The organism is Streptomyces venezuelae, assembly GCF_008642315.1.
In the GTDB taxonomy this organism is placed as follows: Bacteria; Actinomycetota; Actinomycetes; order Streptomycetales; family Streptomycetaceae; genus Streptomyces; species Streptomyces venezuelae_D.
The window spans coordinates 6,852,372-6,867,197 of the sequence record NZ_CP029192.1 but is presented as its reverse complement, the minus strand read 5'-3'; the positions used below and the strand labels follow the sequence as shown (position 1 = coordinate 6,867,197).

The window sequence follows — 14,826 nt, the reverse complement described above, 5'->3', positions numbered from 1 at the left end:
GCTTCGCGGCGGATGCTCCCCACCCGCCCGCCCGTGCGCCCCGCGACGTCCGGCGGGCGCAGGGGCGGGTGGGTGGGGGCTGCGGCTAGCTCCTGTTGCGGCGTGCCAGTGTCACTGCTCCTGCGCCCGCCACCAGGAGCACCACCGCACCCCCCGCCACATACGGCGTCATCGAGTTGCCGCCCGTCTCCGCGAGGTTCGCCTCCGTCTTGGGCTGGTGGACCGGCTTGCCGGGCTTGCCCTGCGGCTTCTCCTCCGGCTCCTTCGGCGGCCGCACGCCCACCGGCGTCTCGCACCCCGCCCCGGCCAGCGTCACCGTCCCCGTCACCTCGGCGACGTTCAGCTTCAACGGGTTCACTGAGACCGTGAGTTCCAGCGCCGACGCCGCCGCCGTACGCGACGTCGTGTGCGTCTTCGACAGGGCGAGGGTGACCTCACCGACCCCCGGCACCTTCACCTCCGTCGTGCCCTTCGCGGTCAGCGTGACCTTCTTGCCGAGCACGGTCACCGCACCGAGGAGATTCGATTCGGCAACCGGCCGCTCGCCCTCCACGCAGACGGCTTTGGAGGTGACCTGCTCGACCTCGATGAGGGAGAGCAGCGGCAGCCCCGGCACGTGCATCTTGGCGCGTGCGATGTTGCTGTAGCCCCGCGCCGTGCCACCCCGCACCGTCGCCTTCGCCGTGGCGACGTCCGCGCGCAGCACGCTGAAGGGCCGTCCGCCGTCGACGCCGTCGAGTCGGGCGGTCAGCGCGGTCTTCTCGGCGCTGGCGGGGGCCCGCACTTCGTTGAGGGCGACCTTGAGCGGGACGTTCACGGTCTTGTTGAGCAGGGAGACGTTCAGGCCGGTGCGCAGCACCACGGCGTCGGCCCGCCCGCCCTTGTGCGCGTCGTCGCCCGTGGCGTGCGCGGACCCCGCACCGGCGAGCGCCGCGGGACCGGCGGCGAGCGCGGTGGCGACGGCGACGACGGAGAGGCGGCGGCCGTACGCGCGGAAGGTGTTGCCGAAGGCGTGCGTGGACTGCGTGGTATGCACGGTGTGGCTGTTCAAGGTGGTGGGACCCTCACGAGAGAAACGGGCCACCGTGCGCGCACGCCACATGGGGACATCACGTGTGCGCCGATGGCGTCGTCCGACATCGACGAAGGACGACGCGGGAATCTTTACGCACACAGAGTGAACGGTCAGCAACCTGACGTGAGTTCACTCCAACGGGACGTTTCCGCGCCTGCATTCGAATCCCACGGCACAGACGTTCCCGAAAGACACTCCGGCACAGCCCGCCCCCGGCGCCCGTGCGCCCCCACGCCCCTCGGCGGCCACACCCAACGACCCGCACCACCCCCGGGTAACGCCCAGGTCAACCCACCACCAGTCCGTTGAGCACGACCCTCCGCGGGGCCGCGAGCACGCGCACGTCGTCCCGCGGGTCCGCGCCGTACACCACGAGGTCCGCCGGCGCGCCCTCCGTGAGCCCCGGGCGGCCGAGCCACTCCCGCGCGCCCCAGGTCGTCGCCGAGAGCGCGTCGAGGGCGGGGATGCCCGCGCGGGTCAGCTCGACGATCTCCGCCGCGACCAGGCCGTGCGGGAGCGAGCCGCCCGCGTCGGTGCCCGCGAAGACGGGGATGCCCGCGTCGTACGCGGCCCGCACCGTGTCGTAGCGCCGGGCGTGGAGCCGACGCATGTGGTCCGACCAGCGCGGGAACTTCTTCTCGCCGCCCGCGGCGAGGTCCGGGAACGTGGCGATGTTGACGAGCGTGGGAACGATCGCGACGCCGCGCTCCGCGAAGAGCGGGATCGTGTCCTCCGTGAGCCCCGTCGCGTGCTCGATGCAGTCGATGCCCGCCTCGACCAGGTCACGCAGCGAGTCCTCGGCGAAGCAGTGGGCGGTGACGCGGGCCCCGAGGCGGTGCGCCTCCGCGATGGCCGCGCGCACCGCGTCGCGGGGCCAGCACGCCGTGAGGTCGCCCGCGTCGCGGTCGATCCAGTCGCCGACGAGCTTGACCCAGCCGTCGCCGCGCCGGGCCTCCTGCGCGACGTACGCGACCAGTTCGTCGGGCTCGATCTCGTGGGCGTAGTTGCGGATGTAGCGGCGTGTGCGCGCGATGTGGCGGCCCGCGCGGATGATCTTCGGGAGGTCGTCGCGGTCGTCGATCCAGTGGGTGTCGGATGGCGAGCCCGCGTCGCGCAGCAGGAGGGCGCCGATCTCGCGGTCGGTGAGGGCCTGCTTCTCCGCGGTGGCCGCGTCGACGGGTCCGTGGGCGTCCAGGCCGACGTGGCAGTGGGCGTCGACCAGGCCGGGCAGGGCCCAGCCCTCGACCGTGCGGACGTCGTCGGCGGCGGTGCCGACGGGGCGGTCGTAGGTCACCCTCCCCCCGACCACCCACAGTTCGTCCCGTACGTCGTCGGGCCCGACGAGCACCCGACCCTTCACGTGCAGCACCGCGTGATCGCTCATGGCAGCAGCTTAGGAGGCGCCCGGAACGCCCGGTACGGGGCCGGTCGGCGCACCCGGTACGGGGCCGGTCGGTACACCCGTCTCACGGCGGATCGGTACGCTCGGTACGGCATCCCGAACGAACTCGTGAGCGAAGTGAGCAGTGACGTGAGCAGTACTGTGACGCACCCCTTTCTGGACCTGGCGCCGCTGAGCGCCCAGCACTTCGCCGAGATCGAGGCGCGAGTGGCCGGGCTGCTCGCCACCGAGCAGGACGTCGTGATCATGCAGGGCGAGGCGCTGCTGCCCCTGGAGGGGTGCATCCGGGGCGCGGCGCGGCCGGGCACGACCGCGCTGAACGTGATCACCGGTCCGTACGGCCAGACGTTCGGCAACTGGCTGCGGGACTGCGGGGCGACCGTCATCGATCTCGCCGTGCCGTTCCACACCGCGGTCACGGCCGACCAGGTGCGTGCGGCGTTCGCCGAGCACCCGGAGATCGACTTCGTGTCGCTGGTGCACGCGGAGGCGGCGACCGGCAACACCAACCCCGTCGCGGAGATCGGCGCGGTCGTGCGGGAGCACGGGGCGCTGTTCATGCTGGACGCGGTCGCCTCGGTGGCCGCCGAGCCGCTGCTGCCGGACGCGTGGGGCGTGGACCTGTGCGTGATCGGCGCGCAGAAGGCGATGGGCGGCCCCGCGGGTGTCTCCGCGGTGTCGGTCAGCGAGCGGGCGTGGGAGCGCATCGCCGCGAATCCGCAGGCGCCGCGCCGCTCGTACCTCTCCCTCCTGGACTGGAAGGAGCGGTGGATCGACGGCGGCAGGAAGGCGCTGCTGCACGCGCCGGCCCAGCTGGAGATGCTGGCGCTCGAGGCGTGTGTGGAGCGCATCGAGGCGGAGGGTCTGGAAGCGCTGATGGCGCGGCACGCCACGGCCGCGGCGGCGGTCCGCGCGGGGGCGATCGCGCTGGGCGGGGGTCTCGAGCCGTACGTGCACGACGCGGTGGACGCGGCGCCGGTCGCCACGACGCTGCGGACCCCGGCGGGCGTCGACGCGTCGGCGCTGGTCGCGGGGGCGCTGGCCGCCGATCCCGGGCTTCCGCTGGTCGCCGGGGGCGGGGCGCTCGCCAAGGAGATGATCAGGGTCAACCACTACGGTCCCGACGCGGCCCGTGGCGTCGTGCACGCGTCGCTGGCCGCGCTGGGCGCCGCGCTCGGCGAGACGGGCGTCGTGGTGGACCTGGAGAACGCCCGCCGCGCGGTGACGGACGCCTTCGCGACGGTCTGATCCCACCCTCGTATCGCACGAAACACCTGCGGCCGTCCGCCGCCCCGTGGCAACGTGCTTGCCGTGACCACGCTTCCGGACGGCCGCATCATCCCGCCGCTGACCGCCGACGAGCCCACGATGCTCACGAGCCGGCTGGACCTGCACCGCGCCACCTTGGCGGTGAAGTGCGCCGGGCTCGACGACGAGCGGACGCCGCGGACGCCCGTCGAGCCGTCCCCGCTCTTGAACCGGCGGATCCGCGCGGGGCGTTCGCTCGACGACACGGGGCGGCTCGGCGCCGAGGACGCGGCCTTCGTGGGCGGCGAGGAAGCCGTGAGTCTGCGCTGGATCCTGGTTCATCTGATCGAGGAGTACGCCCGGCACAACGGCCACGCCGATCTGCTCAGGGAGCGGGTCGACGGAGTCACCGGATCGTGAATCCACGCCTCCGCTCCTTTGCGTCACTTTGAATTCCCGCGCACGTTCTCACGAATTATTTATAAACTGAGAAGCACAGCTTCCCGTATTCTTCTGCCCGCTTTCCCGGGACCTAAACGCTAAGATTTCGACAGCATCAAACCCCGCAATTCGGACGCACGCAAGACGAGTTACGGCCATGTGACGCACTCCACATCGCGTCCGTTTTACGAGGTTTATGCGGGTCAAAATACCCCAAAAGGTCAAGACCTCATGCGGGCGCGCACCCACGCCTGATAACACATGAGGCGCCCTTGTGTAACCCCTCCCCCCGATGCAATTCGAGAAATTGCTCGGTAAATTCAATCCGCATGACCGCTGCACAAGCCGATCTACCGACCGACCTGCAAGCGAAATTCCAAAAACTGCCGGAGGGGCTTCGACTCGACAGTCCCGATGTCGCCGACGGCGCCGCCATCTGGCGGATCGCCCGTGACTCGAAGGTCCTCGACCTGAACTCGTCCTACAGCTATCTGCTGTGGTGTCGCGACTTCGCGGCCACGTCCCTCGTGGCCCGGGACGCCGACGGCGAGACGGTCGGGTTCATCACCGGCTACATCCGGCCCGAGCACCCCGACGTCCTGATGGTCTGGCAGGTGGCCGTCGACCACGGTCAGCGTGGCCGCGGTCTGGCCGGCGCCCTGCTCGAAGGGCTGACCGCCCGGATCGCCGCGGGCCGGACGCTGACCAGGATCGAGACGACGATCGCGCCCTCGAACACGGCGTCCGAGCGGCTCTTCCTCTCCTTCGCGCGGCGACACGGCGCGTCGGTCGAGCGGAAGGTGCTGTTCGACGCGGGGCTCTTCCCCGACGACGGCCACGAGCCCGAGGTGCTGTACCGCATCGGTCCACTCGACCACTGATCCGCCCTCGCTCCCCCCAGGCGATGCCCGCGAGACCCGCACCACCAGCACCACCAGCACCACCCGAAACTCCCCCCACCTCCCACGCCTTTCCATCTCCCAGGAGATCTGCTGTGACCATCACCCAGCCCGACCTGAGCGTCTTCGAGACCCTGGAGTCGGAGGTGCGCAGCTACTGCCGCGGTTGGCCTACGGTCTTCGACCGCGCGCAGGGCAGCCGCATGTACGACGAGGACGGCCACGAGTACCTCGACTTCTTCGCCGGAGCCGGATCGCTCAATTACGGCCACAACAACCCGGTCCTGAAACGTGCCCTCATCGACTACATCGAGCGCGACGGCGTCACGCACGGCCTCGACATGTCGACGACCGCGAAGCGCGCCTTCCTGGAGACGTTCCAGAACGTCATCCTGCGCCCGCGGGACCTGCCGTACAAGGTCATGTTCCCGGGCCCGACGGGCACCAACGCCGTGGAGTCGGCGCTGAAGCTGGCCCGCAAGGTCAAGGGCCGCGAGTCGATCGTGTCCTTCACGAACGCCTTCCACGGCATGTCGCTGGGCTCGCTCGCCGTGACCGGCAACGCGTTCAAGCGCGCCGGCGCCGGCATCCCGCTAGTGCACGGCACCCCGATGCCGTTCGACAACTACCTCGACGGCCGGACCCCCGACTTCATCTGGTTCGAGCGCCTCCTGGAGGACTCCGGCTCGGGCCTGAACACCCCCGCCGCCGTGATCGTCGAGACGGTGCAGGGCGAGGGCGGCATCAACGTCGCCCGCGCCGAGTGGCTGCGCCAGCTCGCCGACGTGTGCGAGCGCTGGGACATGCTGCTCATCGTCGACGACATCCAGATGGGCTGCGGCCGCACCGGCGCGTTCTTCTCCTTCGAGGAGGCGGGCATCACGCCGGACATCGTGACGGTGTCGAAGTCCATCAGCGGCTACGGCATGCCCATGTCGCTCTGCCTGTTCAAGCCGGAGCTCGACGTGTGGGAGCCGGGCGAGCACAACGGCACGTTCCGCGGCAACAACCCCGCGTTCGTGACGGCCGCCGCCGCCCTGGAGACGTACTGGACCGACGGCCCGGCGATGGAGAAGCAGACCCGCGCCCGCGGCGAGCAGATCGAGCAGGCGCTGGCCTCGATCGTCGACGAGAACCGCGCGGCCATCAAGGAGTGGCGCGGCCGCGGCATGGTCTGGGGCGTGGAGTTCCACGACAAGGACCGTGCGGGCGCCGTGGCCAAGCGGGCCTTCGAACTGGGCCTGCTCATCGAGACCTCCGGCCCCGAGAGCGAGGTCGTCAAGCTCCTTCCGGCACTGACGATCACGCCCGACGAGCTGGACGAGGGGCTGCGCACGCTGGCCCGCGCGGTACGCGAGACCGCCTGACCGAGCGCCCCACCGAGCCCCCGGCACCGTAAGAGAAAAGGAACCAACTCACCGTGATCGTCCGTTCGTTCAAGGACATTGAAGGCACCGACCGGCATGTGAAGGCCGCTTCGGGCACCTGGGAGAGCAAGCGCATCGTCCTCGCCAAGGAGCGGGTGGGCTTCTCCGTCCACGAGACCATCCTGTACGCGGGTACGGAGACGTCGATGTGGTACGCGAACCACATCGAGGCCGTCGTCTGCACCAAGGGTGAGGCGGAGCTGACCGACGACACGACCGGCGAGAAGTACACGATCACGCCGGGCACCATGTACCTGCTCGACGGGCACGAGAAGCACACGATGCGGATCAAGGAGGACTTCCACTGCATCTGTGTCTTCAACCCGCCCGTCACGGGTCGTGAGGACCACGACGAGAACGGCGTGTACCCGCTGCTCACGGAGCCGGAAGCGGACTGACACCCACCTACATCCCGAACAGGGCCGTACGAGAGGAGAGGCAGGCAACACCATGACCACCGCACCCGAACGCACCAGTGACCTGTACCCGACCCGAGGCGCCGAAGAGGTGCTGATCGAGCGCAAGGACCCCGTCGTGTGGTCCGAGCCGGGTACGGCGGGGCCGATCACGGCCGGGGATCTGGCCGGGTTCGAGCGGGACGGTTTCCTGGCGATCGACCAGTTGATCACCCCGGACGAAGTGGGCGTGTACCACGCCGAGCTGGAGCGGCTCATCAACGATCCGACGATGCGCGAGAACGATCGCTCCATCGTCGAGCCGCGCTCCCAGGAGATCCGGTCGATCTTCGAGGTGCACAAGATCAGTGAGGTCTTCGCCAGGCTGGCGGCGGACCCGCGGGTCGTCGGCAGGGCGCGGCAGATCCTCGGCTCGGACGTGTACGTCCACCAGTCGCGGATCAATGTGAAGCCGGGCTTCGGGGCCTCGGGGTTCTACTGGCACTCGGACTTCGAGACCTGGCACGCGGAGGACGGCCTGCCGAACATGCGGACCGTCTCGGTGTCCATCGCGCTCACGAAGAACTACGACACCAACGGTGGTCTCATGATCATGCCGGGGTCGCACAAGACGTTCCTCGGCTGTGCGGGCGCCACGCCGAAGGACAACTACAAGCGGTCGCTGCAGATGCAGGACGCGGGCATCCCGTCGGACGAGACGCTCACGCACCTCGCCTCCGACTACGGCATCCGCCTGTTCACCGGCGAGGCGGGCTCGGCGACGTGGTTCGACTGCAACGCCATGCACGGCTCGGGGGACAACATCACCCCGTACCCGCGCAGCAACGTCTTCATCGTGTTCAACAGCGTGGAGAACACGGCGGTGGAGCCGTTCGCGGCGCCGGTGCGCCGGCCCGACTACATCGGGGCGCGGGACTTCACCCCGGTGAAGTGACGTAGCAAGTGGGCGAGTTCGGCCCGGTTCCCCTTCCCGGGAGCCGGGCCGTTCGCGGTTCCACGGCTACTGCGGCAGGGCGGCGTAGTCGGTGTAACCCTTCTCGTCGCCGCCGTAGTAGGTCGCGCGGTCCGGGGTGTTGTACGGGCCGCCGGCCTTCAGGCGGGCGGGCAGGTCCGGGTTGGCGAGGAACAGCGCGCCGAACGTGATGAGGTCCGCGGTGCCGTCCTCGATCAGGGCGAGCGCGTCGGGGCCGGTGGGCCCTTCGCTGTGCGGGTTCAGGACGAGCGTGCCGCCGAAGTCCTGCCGCAGCCGCACGGTGAGCTCGCGGACGTCGCCGACCTCCATGATGTGCAGGTACGCGAGGCCGAGGCCGGCCAGCTCCTTGGCGAGCGCGGTGTACACCGGCTCGGGGTCGGGCTCGGAGATGCCGTTGGCGGGGTTGCCGGGCGAGACGCGCAGGGCGGTGCGGGCGGCGCCGATCTCCTCGGCGACGGCGGCGGTGACCTCGACGGCGAACCGGACGCGGTTCTCGGGCGAGCCGCCCCAGGCGTCGGTGCGGCGGTTGGAGCCGGGGGCGAGGAACTGGTGGATCAGGTAGCCGTTGGCGCCGTGCAGCTCCACGCCGTCGAAGCCGGCGTCGATCGCGTTGCGGGCGGCGGTGGCGAAGTCGGCGATGGTCGCGCGGATCTCGGCGTCGGTCAGCTCGTGCGGGGTGACGAAGTCCTTGGGACCCTCCGCGGTGTACACCTGTCCGTCGGCCGCGACCGGTGAGGGCGCGACGTTGATCAGTCCGTCGGGCAGGAGGACGGGGTGGCCCACGCGGCCCGCGTGCATGAGCTGGGCGAAGATCGTGCCCCCCGCGGCGTGCACGGCGTCGGTGACCTTGCGCCAGGCGGCGATCTGCTCATCGCTGTGGAGGCCCGGGGTGTCCGGGTATCCCTGGCCGACCACGGAAGGCTGGATGCCCTCGGTGACGATGAGCCCCGCAGAGGCGCGCTGCGCGTAGTACTCCGCGGTCAGGTCGGTGGCGACACCGCCCTCACCGGCGCGGCTTCGGGTCATGGGGGCCATGGCGATGCGGTTGCGGAGCGGGGTGCCGGACAGGTCGATCGGGTCGAACGCGGTGGTCATCAGAACTCCCTGGCTGAGATATCGCGGAGATATGTGGTCGGCCAATCATTCGCGCCAAGAGCCACTGTAACCCATTTCTTGGCCGACCAAGGTAATCTTTCGGCAGACGTCTCACGATCGACAAACAGGAGCACGCGATGAAGGCCGACACCGCCCAGGCACCCCCGGCCGACCCCGTCTGTGCCCCGGGGGCGTCCGGGGTCGCCGCCGCGGGACCCGTCAGTCTCGCCGTCAGCCGGGTGGCCCGGCTGCATCGCATCGCCGCGGGCAAGGTCCTGAAGGGGCTCGGCCTCTACCCCGGCCAGGAGTTCGTGATGATGCACCTGTGGGAGGCGGGCGCGGTGCGGCAGTCCGAGCTGATCAAGGCGGTCGACCTCGACCCCTCGACGGTCACGAAGATGCTGCAGCGCCTGGAACAGGCCGGCCACGTACGCCGCCGCCCGGACCCGGCCGACCGCCGCGCGGTCCTGGTCGAGGCCAGCGCGGCGAGCTGCGGCCTGCTCGCGCAGGTGGAACGCGCGTGGGGCGAGCTGGAGGGCCACACGCTGGCGGGCCTGGACGACACGGAACGCGCGGACCTGGCACGGCTCCTCGCGAAGGTGGAGACGAACCTGTGCAAGGAGACGGAGGACTGCCCGGAGCGCAAGGGACGCGGCTGAGGACGGGAGACGTCCGCGCTACAGCCAGGACAGCGACGCCGCCCGGGTCAGGACCCGCTGGGCCGCCGACTCGTCGCCCGACGTGCCGCGCGGGACGCCCTCGGGGGTGCGGCGGCCGCCCACCAGGAGGCAGAAGTCGACCGGGTCCAGGACCAGCTGCGCCCGTACCGGGTCGTCCGCGCTGCCGAGGATCCACTCCGTCTCGCCGCCTTCGCCGGAGACCGTCAGGGCGACGGGCGGGGCCTCTGGTCCGAGCGCCGGGCCGAGGATGCGGACGGCGAAGCGGACCAGCTGCCACAGGTGCGGGGCGGGCGGCGGAGGGACGGGCAGGCCGAGGGCGGTGCCGATGTCGCCGGCGTGCACCCACGCCTCGAAGCCGCGGGCCAGGAAGTGGTCGGCGACGGGGAGCCGCCCGCCGGCCAGCACCACGGTACGGGCGGCGAGTTCGGGGTCGTGGGCGGCGCGGGACGAGAGGAGTCCGACGGCCTGGTTGCGCCACGTGGAGACGGTCTGGGCGGGCGTACGGTCCCGTTCGCGGAGGATCACCTCGCGGGTGCGTGCCGCCCACTCGACGCGCCACGGGGGCGGCGGGCCCGCGGGGGCCGCGGGCCGCGCGGGCGCCCGCCGGTTCCCGTCGACGTGCCGGGCCAGGGGCTCGTCCGCGGCGATCAGATGCGCGACCGTGTCGCGCACGTCCCATTCGTGGACGACGGGTGTCCCCCACGGGCCGTGCTCGTCCAGCTCGCCGAGGAGCGCCTTGAGTGCGGCCACCGCCGCGGCGTAGGGCGCGGCGTGCGGGGCGGTGCGCAGGGCGGGGGCGCGGCTGCGCAGGGCGAGGGAGAGCCCGTGCGTGCCGGGGTCGGGGTCCGGCGGGGGGTCGGGCGCCTCGGGGCCGTCCAGGTGCCGCACGGTGTCCCGCAGCCGTGCCGCTTCGGCCGCGCACCGCTCGCACTCCCCCAGGTGCTCCGTGACATCGGCCTCGTCGCCCGGCATGAGGGCGTCGAGGGCCCAGGCGCCGAGGAGTTCGCGCACCGCTTCGTGGGGGGTGGTCATGGGTGTTCACCTCGCAGGGGTGGGTCCGCGAGGGTCTCGGCCAGGGTGCGCAGAGCCGTTCGCAGGCGGGTCTTCGCGGTGCCTTCGGGGATGCCGAGTTCGACGGCGGCCTGCCGGTAGGTGCGGCCGGCGAAGTAGGCGAGGTGCACCACCTGTTGCTGGGGCAGCGGGAGCCGGGCGAGGGCGGAGTGCAGGAGCAGGGAGCGTTCCTGCTCCAGGATCGCCTCGTCCGGGGAGGGCCCCGGCGCGGGCACGGTCCGCAGGGAGGTCTCGTCGGCGTGGGCGGCCTTGCGGTGGCGTTCCTCGCCGCGCACCCAGTCCACGGCGCGGCGGTGGGCGAGCATCGACAGCCAGCCGCGCAGGCTGCCGCGGCGCGCGTCGAACGTGTAGGGCCTGGTCCACAAGTGGGCGAAGACCTCCTGGGTCACGTCCTCGGCGGCGGTGTGGTCGCGGGTGACACGGGTGGCGACGCGGTGGACGAGTACGCCGTACGCGGCGTAGACGTCGGCGAGCGCCGCCTCCTCGCCGTAGACGAGCCGCCGGTGCAGCTCGGCGTCGACGGGCGTCCTTCCCGCGCCGGACGGCAGGTTCGACGTGCCCGGCCTCTCGGAGGACGGCTCCACCGGCACCACCACCTCGCACGGCCCGCGCGGCCACGTAGTACCGCCAAGCCTGGCGCCCCGCGGCCCGCCGCGCCAGGCCTCAGCCCGAGAGCACGTCGAGGAGGCGGTCCACATCCGCCTCGGTGTTGTACACGTGGAACGCCGCCCTCAGGCGCCCCGCCCGTGCCGACGTCAGAATGCCCGCCCGGGTCAACTCCGGTGCCCGGTCGGCCAGTCCGGGCACGGAGACGATGGGCGATGCGCCCGGCACCGGGGTGTGGCCCAGCGTGGCGAGACCCGCGCGGTAGCGGGCGGCGAGCGCCGTGTCGTGGGCGTGGACGGCGTCGACGCCGGTCTCCTCGACGAGGGTGAGCGCCGCGGCGGCCCCGTGGTAGGCGAGGAAGGCGGTGGGTTCGTCGAACCGGCGCGCGTCGGGGGCGAGTTCGGCGAGCGGCCCGTACGTGGAGTGCCAGGTGTCGGCCGCGGCGAGCCAGCCGCCGTGCAGCGGGGCGAGGGCCTCCTGGGCGTCCTCGCGCACGGTCAGGAAGGACACGCCGCGCGGGCAGAGCAGCCATTTGAAGGCGCCGGTGAGGGTGTAGTCGTAGGCGTCGGCGTCCAGCGGGAGCCAGCCCGCGGCCTGCGTCGCGTCGAGGAGGGTGCGCGCGCCGTGGGCGGCGGCCGCCGCGCGGACGGCGGGCAGGTCGGCGGCGCGGCCGTCGGCGGACTGGACGGCGGAGAAGGAGACGAGTGCCGTCGTGGGCGTCACGGCCGCGGCGAGCCCGTCCAGCGGTGCGTACCGCACCTTGAGGTCGCCGCGCAGCACGAAGGGGTTCACGATGGAGGCGAACTCCCCCTCGGGGACGAGGACTTCGGCGCCCGGGGGCAGGGATCCGGCGATCAGTCCGGCGTGCACGGCGACGGACCCGCCGACCGCCACCCGGCCCTCCGCCACGCCGACGAGCCGGGCGAAGGCGGCCCGTGCCGCGTCGACCACCTCGAAGTCACCGGCGCCGCCGGGCCTTCCTTCGCCGTTCTCGACGGCGAGCGCGCGGACCGCGTCGACGGCGCGACGCGGCAGCAGGCCACAACTGGCGGTGTTCAGATACGTCGATGTGGGAGCGAATTCCGTACCGGTGTTGATCCCCATGGACTCCATGGGGGTCAACTTATGCGGCGGATCAGGCCTGCGGAACCGCGCATCCGTCGGGTCCGCAGGCGTCGCCGCCGTCGGCCGACGCGAGCGTGGTGAGCGGCGCGCGCTCGCCCCACGCCTGCTCCAGGGCCTGCGTGAAGACCTCGGCGGGCTGGGCGCCGGAGACGCCGTACTTGCGGTCGAGGACGAAGAACGGCACGCCGTTCGCGCCGAGCTCGGCGGCCTCGCGCTCGTCCGCGCGGACGTCGTCGGCGTACCGCTCGGGGTCGGCGAGGACGCCCCGCACCTCGGCCTCCTCAAGACCCGCCTCGACGGCGAGCTCCACGACGCGCGCGTCGTCCGCGAAGACGGACCGCTCCTCGGCGAAGTTCGCGCGGTAGAGCAGTCCGATCAGCTCGTCCTGCCTGCCCTGCTCCTTGGCGAAGTGCAGCAGACGGTGCATGTCGAAGGTGTTGCCGTGGTCGCGGCCCTCGGTGCGGTAGTCGAGGCCCTCGGCGGCCGCGTTCTCACCGAGCCGCCGCTCCCCCTCGCGGGCCTGCTCCTCGCTCATGCCGTACTTCTGCATGAGCATCGGCAGGACGAGCCCGGTGTCGCCCTTGGCGCGCCCCGGGTCCAGCTCGAAGGAGCGGTGCACGACCTCGACGCCGTCACGGTGCGGGAAGGCGGCGAGCGCCTTCTCGAAGCGGGCCTTGCCCACGTAGCACCAGGGGCAGGCGATGTCGCTCCAGATCTCGACGCGCATGTGTGTGGCTCTCTTCAGGTCGTACGTCAGGTCGGTGCGGAGGTGGCCTCCGCTCCTGACGACAACGTACGGGCAAAGCACCGCATTCCCCCGGCCTCACTCCGCCGCCGTGAACCTCCCCGTGTTCGTCCTGATCCAGGTGCGCAGGTGGGCGAGGGGTTCCAGGGCGCCGCGGCCGAGGTCGGTCAGCGCGTACTCGACGCGGGGCGGCACCTCGGCGTGGACCGTGCGGGTCACCAGGCCGTGGTCCTCCAGGCGGCGCAGGGTCTGGGTGAGCACCTTCGGGCTGACGCCCTCCAGCTTGCGGCGGAGCTCGCCGAAGCGGCGCGGGCCGTCCTCGAGGGCGGTGATGGCGAGGCCGGTCCACTTGTTGACGAGCAGCTCGAAGATCGCCCGCCCCGGGCAGAGCAAGCCGTAGATGTCGTGCCGGGTGGAGCTGTCCTCAAGGGTCTGACCAGTCATGGTTTCCAAAATATAGTTGGGTCCCTTGCGGGTGATCAGGGGGCGGCCCCTACCGTCCCGGCCATGAACTCCTTCCCCTCTCCCGTCCGTGTCGGTCTCGTCGGCCTCTCCGCCCGCGGCGGCTGGGCGCCGCACTCCCACGTCCCTGCCCTGGCCCTGCTCGACGGGTATGAGCTGCGGGCGCTGGCCGCGTCGAGCGACGCCTCGGCGCGGGCCGCCGGCGCCAGGTACGGGGTGCCGCTGGCCTTCAGCTCACCGGCGGAGCTCGTCCGCTGCGACGAGGTGGATCTCGTCGTGGTGAGCGTGCGGGTGCCGCTGCACCGCGAGGTGGTCCTCGGCGCGCTGGACGCGGGCAAGGCGGTGCTCTGCGAGTGGCCGCTCGGCAACGGTCTCGCCGAGGCTGAGGAGCTGGCGGCGGCCGCGGAGCGGGCGGGGGTGCGGACGTTCGTGGGGCTGCAGGCCCGCTCGGCGCCCGCGGTGCGGTTCGTGCGCGAACTCGTCGCGGAGGGCTACGTCGGGGAGGTCCTGTCGACGAGTCTCGTGGCGTCGGGGCGGCGCTGGGGACCCGTCTTCGAACCGTCCGGCGAGTACCTCCTCGACCGGCGCAACGGCGGGACCATGCTGACCATCCCCTTCGGCCACACCGCCGACGCCGTCTCCATGGTGCTCGGCGAGTTCACCGAGGTCTCCGCGACCCTGGCGACCCGGCGCCCCGTGGTGCACGAGGAGGGCACGGGCCGCCCGGCCGCCATGACCGTCGACGACCAGATCGCGGTGAGCGGTCGGCTCGCCTCGGGGGCCGTCGCCTCGGTGCACTTCCGCGCCGGGCTCTCGCGGGGCACGAACTTCCACTGGGAGATCAACGGCACGGAAGGCGACCTCGTGGTCACGGGGGACTCGGGCCATCTCCAGCAGGCGTCCCTGTCCGTGCGGGGCGGCCGCGGCACGGACACCGGCCTCGTCGAACTCCCCGTGCCCGCCCGCCATTTCGACGTCCCCGCCGTCGGGGAGCTGCGGGGGCTGCCCGCGTACAACGTGGGGGCGCAGTACGCGCAGGTCCTCGCCGACCTCACCGAAGGCACCGCGCACGCACCGGACTTCGCGCACGCGGCGCGGCGCCAGCGGCTCCTCGACGCGATCGAGCGCTCGGCCGCGACCGGCACCCGCGTCCAGCTCTGA

16 protein-coding genes are annotated in these 14,826 nt (G+C 71.8%); 8 read left to right on the top strand and 8 right to left on the bottom strand.

Annotated elements, in window-relative coordinates; genetic code table 11:
* Nucleotides 1–85: 85 nt before the first annotated feature.
* Both DEJ48_RS30260 and DEJ48_RS30255 read right to left on the bottom strand, forming a co-directional pair.
* Nucleotides 86–1,036 carry an SCO1860 family LAETG-anchored protein gene (locus DEJ48_RS30260; protein WP_190537680.1) on the bottom strand — a complete coding sequence of 317 codons (951 nt, stop codon included), beginning with the start codon at nt 1,034–1,036 and terminating at the stop codon, nt 86–88.
* Nucleotides 1,037–1,361: 325 nt separating this feature from the next.
* Nucleotides 1,362–2,459 carry an amidohydrolase family protein gene (locus DEJ48_RS30255; protein ID WP_150219363.1) on the bottom strand — a complete coding sequence of 366 codons (1,098 nt, stop codon included), beginning with the start codon at nt 2,457–2,459 and terminating at the stop codon, nt 1,362–1,364.
* Nucleotides 2,460–2,618: 159 nt separating this feature from the next.
* Between DEJ48_RS30255 and DEJ48_RS30250 the strand changes: the two genes are divergently transcribed.
* From DEJ48_RS30250 to thpD, 6 genes are all read left to right on the top strand, one after another.
* Nucleotides 2,619–3,725: a pyridoxal-phosphate-dependent aminotransferase family protein gene (locus tag DEJ48_RS30250; RefSeq protein WP_223832527.1), complete on the top strand. Its 1,107-nt coding sequence runs from the start codon at nt 2,619–2,621 to the stop codon at nt 3,723–3,725.
* 63 nt (nt 3,726–3,788) lie between these two features.
* Nucleotides 3,789–4,145: a DUF664 domain-containing protein gene (locus DEJ48_RS30245; protein WP_150219361.1), complete on the top strand. Its 357-nt coding sequence runs from the start codon at nt 3,789–3,791 to the stop codon at nt 4,143–4,145.
* Between the two features lie 350 nt (nt 4,146–4,495).
* The gene (gene ectA / locus DEJ48_RS30240) at nt 4,496–5,047 is read left to right on the top strand and encodes a diaminobutyrate acetyltransferase (RefSeq protein ID WP_150219360.1); all 552 of its coding nucleotides are present in this window, start codon (nt 4,496–4,498) and stop codon (nt 5,045–5,047) included.
* Nucleotides 5,048–5,160: 113 nt separating this feature from the next.
* A complete protein-coding gene (gene ectB / locus DEJ48_RS30235; protein ID WP_150219359.1) occupies nt 5,161–6,432 on the top strand; it encodes a diaminobutyrate--2-oxoglutarate transaminase in 1,272 nt (423 codons plus the stop codon).
* Between the two features lie 53 nt (nt 6,433–6,485).
* The gene (locus tag DEJ48_RS30230) at nt 6,486–6,890 is read left to right on the top strand and encodes an ectoine synthase (protein ID WP_150166377.1); all 405 of its coding nucleotides are present in this window, start codon (nt 6,486–6,488) and stop codon (nt 6,888–6,890) included.
* A 52-nt stretch (nt 6,891–6,942) separates the two neighbouring features.
* Nucleotides 6,943–7,842 (top strand): ectoine hydroxylase, encoded by a 900-nt coding sequence (gene thpD, locus DEJ48_RS30225; protein ID WP_150219358.1) that lies wholly within the window; start codon nt 6,943–6,945, stop codon nt 7,840–7,842.
* Nucleotides 7,843–7,908: 66 nt separating this feature from the next.
* On the opposite strand, the gene DEJ48_RS30220 is transcribed toward thpD, so the two are convergent.
* A complete protein-coding gene (locus DEJ48_RS30220; protein WP_150219357.1) occupies nt 7,909–8,976 on the bottom strand; it encodes an alkene reductase in 1,068 nt (355 codons plus the stop codon).
* A gap of 137 nt (nt 8,977–9,113) precedes the next feature.
* Between DEJ48_RS30220 and DEJ48_RS30215 the strand changes: the two genes are divergently transcribed.
* Entirely contained in the window at nt 9,114–9,635 is a 522-nt protein-coding gene (locus DEJ48_RS30215; protein WP_150219356.1) for a MarR family winged helix-turn-helix transcriptional regulator, read from the top strand.
* An 18-nt stretch (nt 9,636–9,653) separates the two neighbouring features.
* Here DEJ48_RS30215 and DEJ48_RS30210 read toward each other — a convergent pair whose 3' ends face one another.
* From DEJ48_RS30210 to DEJ48_RS30190, 5 genes are all read right to left on the bottom strand, one after another.
* Nucleotides 9,654–10,688: a maleylpyruvate isomerase family mycothiol-dependent enzyme gene (locus tag DEJ48_RS30210; protein WP_150219355.1), complete on the bottom strand. Its 1,035-nt coding sequence runs from the start codon at nt 10,686–10,688 to the stop codon at nt 9,654–9,656.
* Nucleotides 10,685–11,323 carry an RNA polymerase sigma factor gene (locus DEJ48_RS30205; RefSeq protein ID WP_411757496.1) on the bottom strand — a complete coding sequence of 213 codons (639 nt, stop codon included), beginning with the start codon at nt 11,321–11,323 and terminating at the stop codon, nt 10,685–10,687. Before DEJ48_RS30205 ends, DEJ48_RS30210 begins: the two co-directional genes overlap by 4 nt.
* 67 nt (nt 11,324–11,390) lie before the next feature.
* Nucleotides 11,391–12,446 carry an aminotransferase class V-fold PLP-dependent enzyme gene (locus tag DEJ48_RS30200; RefSeq protein WP_150219353.1) on the bottom strand — a complete coding sequence of 352 codons (1,056 nt, stop codon included), beginning with the start codon at nt 12,444–12,446 and terminating at the stop codon, nt 11,391–11,393.
* Between the two features lie 22 nt (nt 12,447–12,468).
* A complete protein-coding gene (locus tag DEJ48_RS30195) occupies nt 12,469–13,185 on the bottom strand; it encodes a DsbA family oxidoreductase (RefSeq protein ID WP_150219352.1) in 717 nt (238 codons plus the stop codon).
* A 96-nt stretch (nt 13,186–13,281) separates the two neighbouring features.
* Nucleotides 13,282–13,647 (bottom strand): winged helix-turn-helix transcriptional regulator, encoded by a 366-nt coding sequence (locus DEJ48_RS30190; protein WP_150219351.1) that lies wholly within the window; start codon nt 13,645–13,647, stop codon nt 13,282–13,284.
* A 63-nt stretch (nt 13,648–13,710) separates the two neighbouring features.
* On the opposite strand from DEJ48_RS30190, the gene DEJ48_RS30185 reads away from it, so the two are divergent.
* Nucleotides 13,711–14,826: a Gfo/Idh/MocA family protein gene (locus DEJ48_RS30185; protein ID WP_150219350.1), complete on the top strand. Its 1,116-nt coding sequence runs from the start codon at nt 13,711–13,713 to the stop codon at nt 14,824–14,826.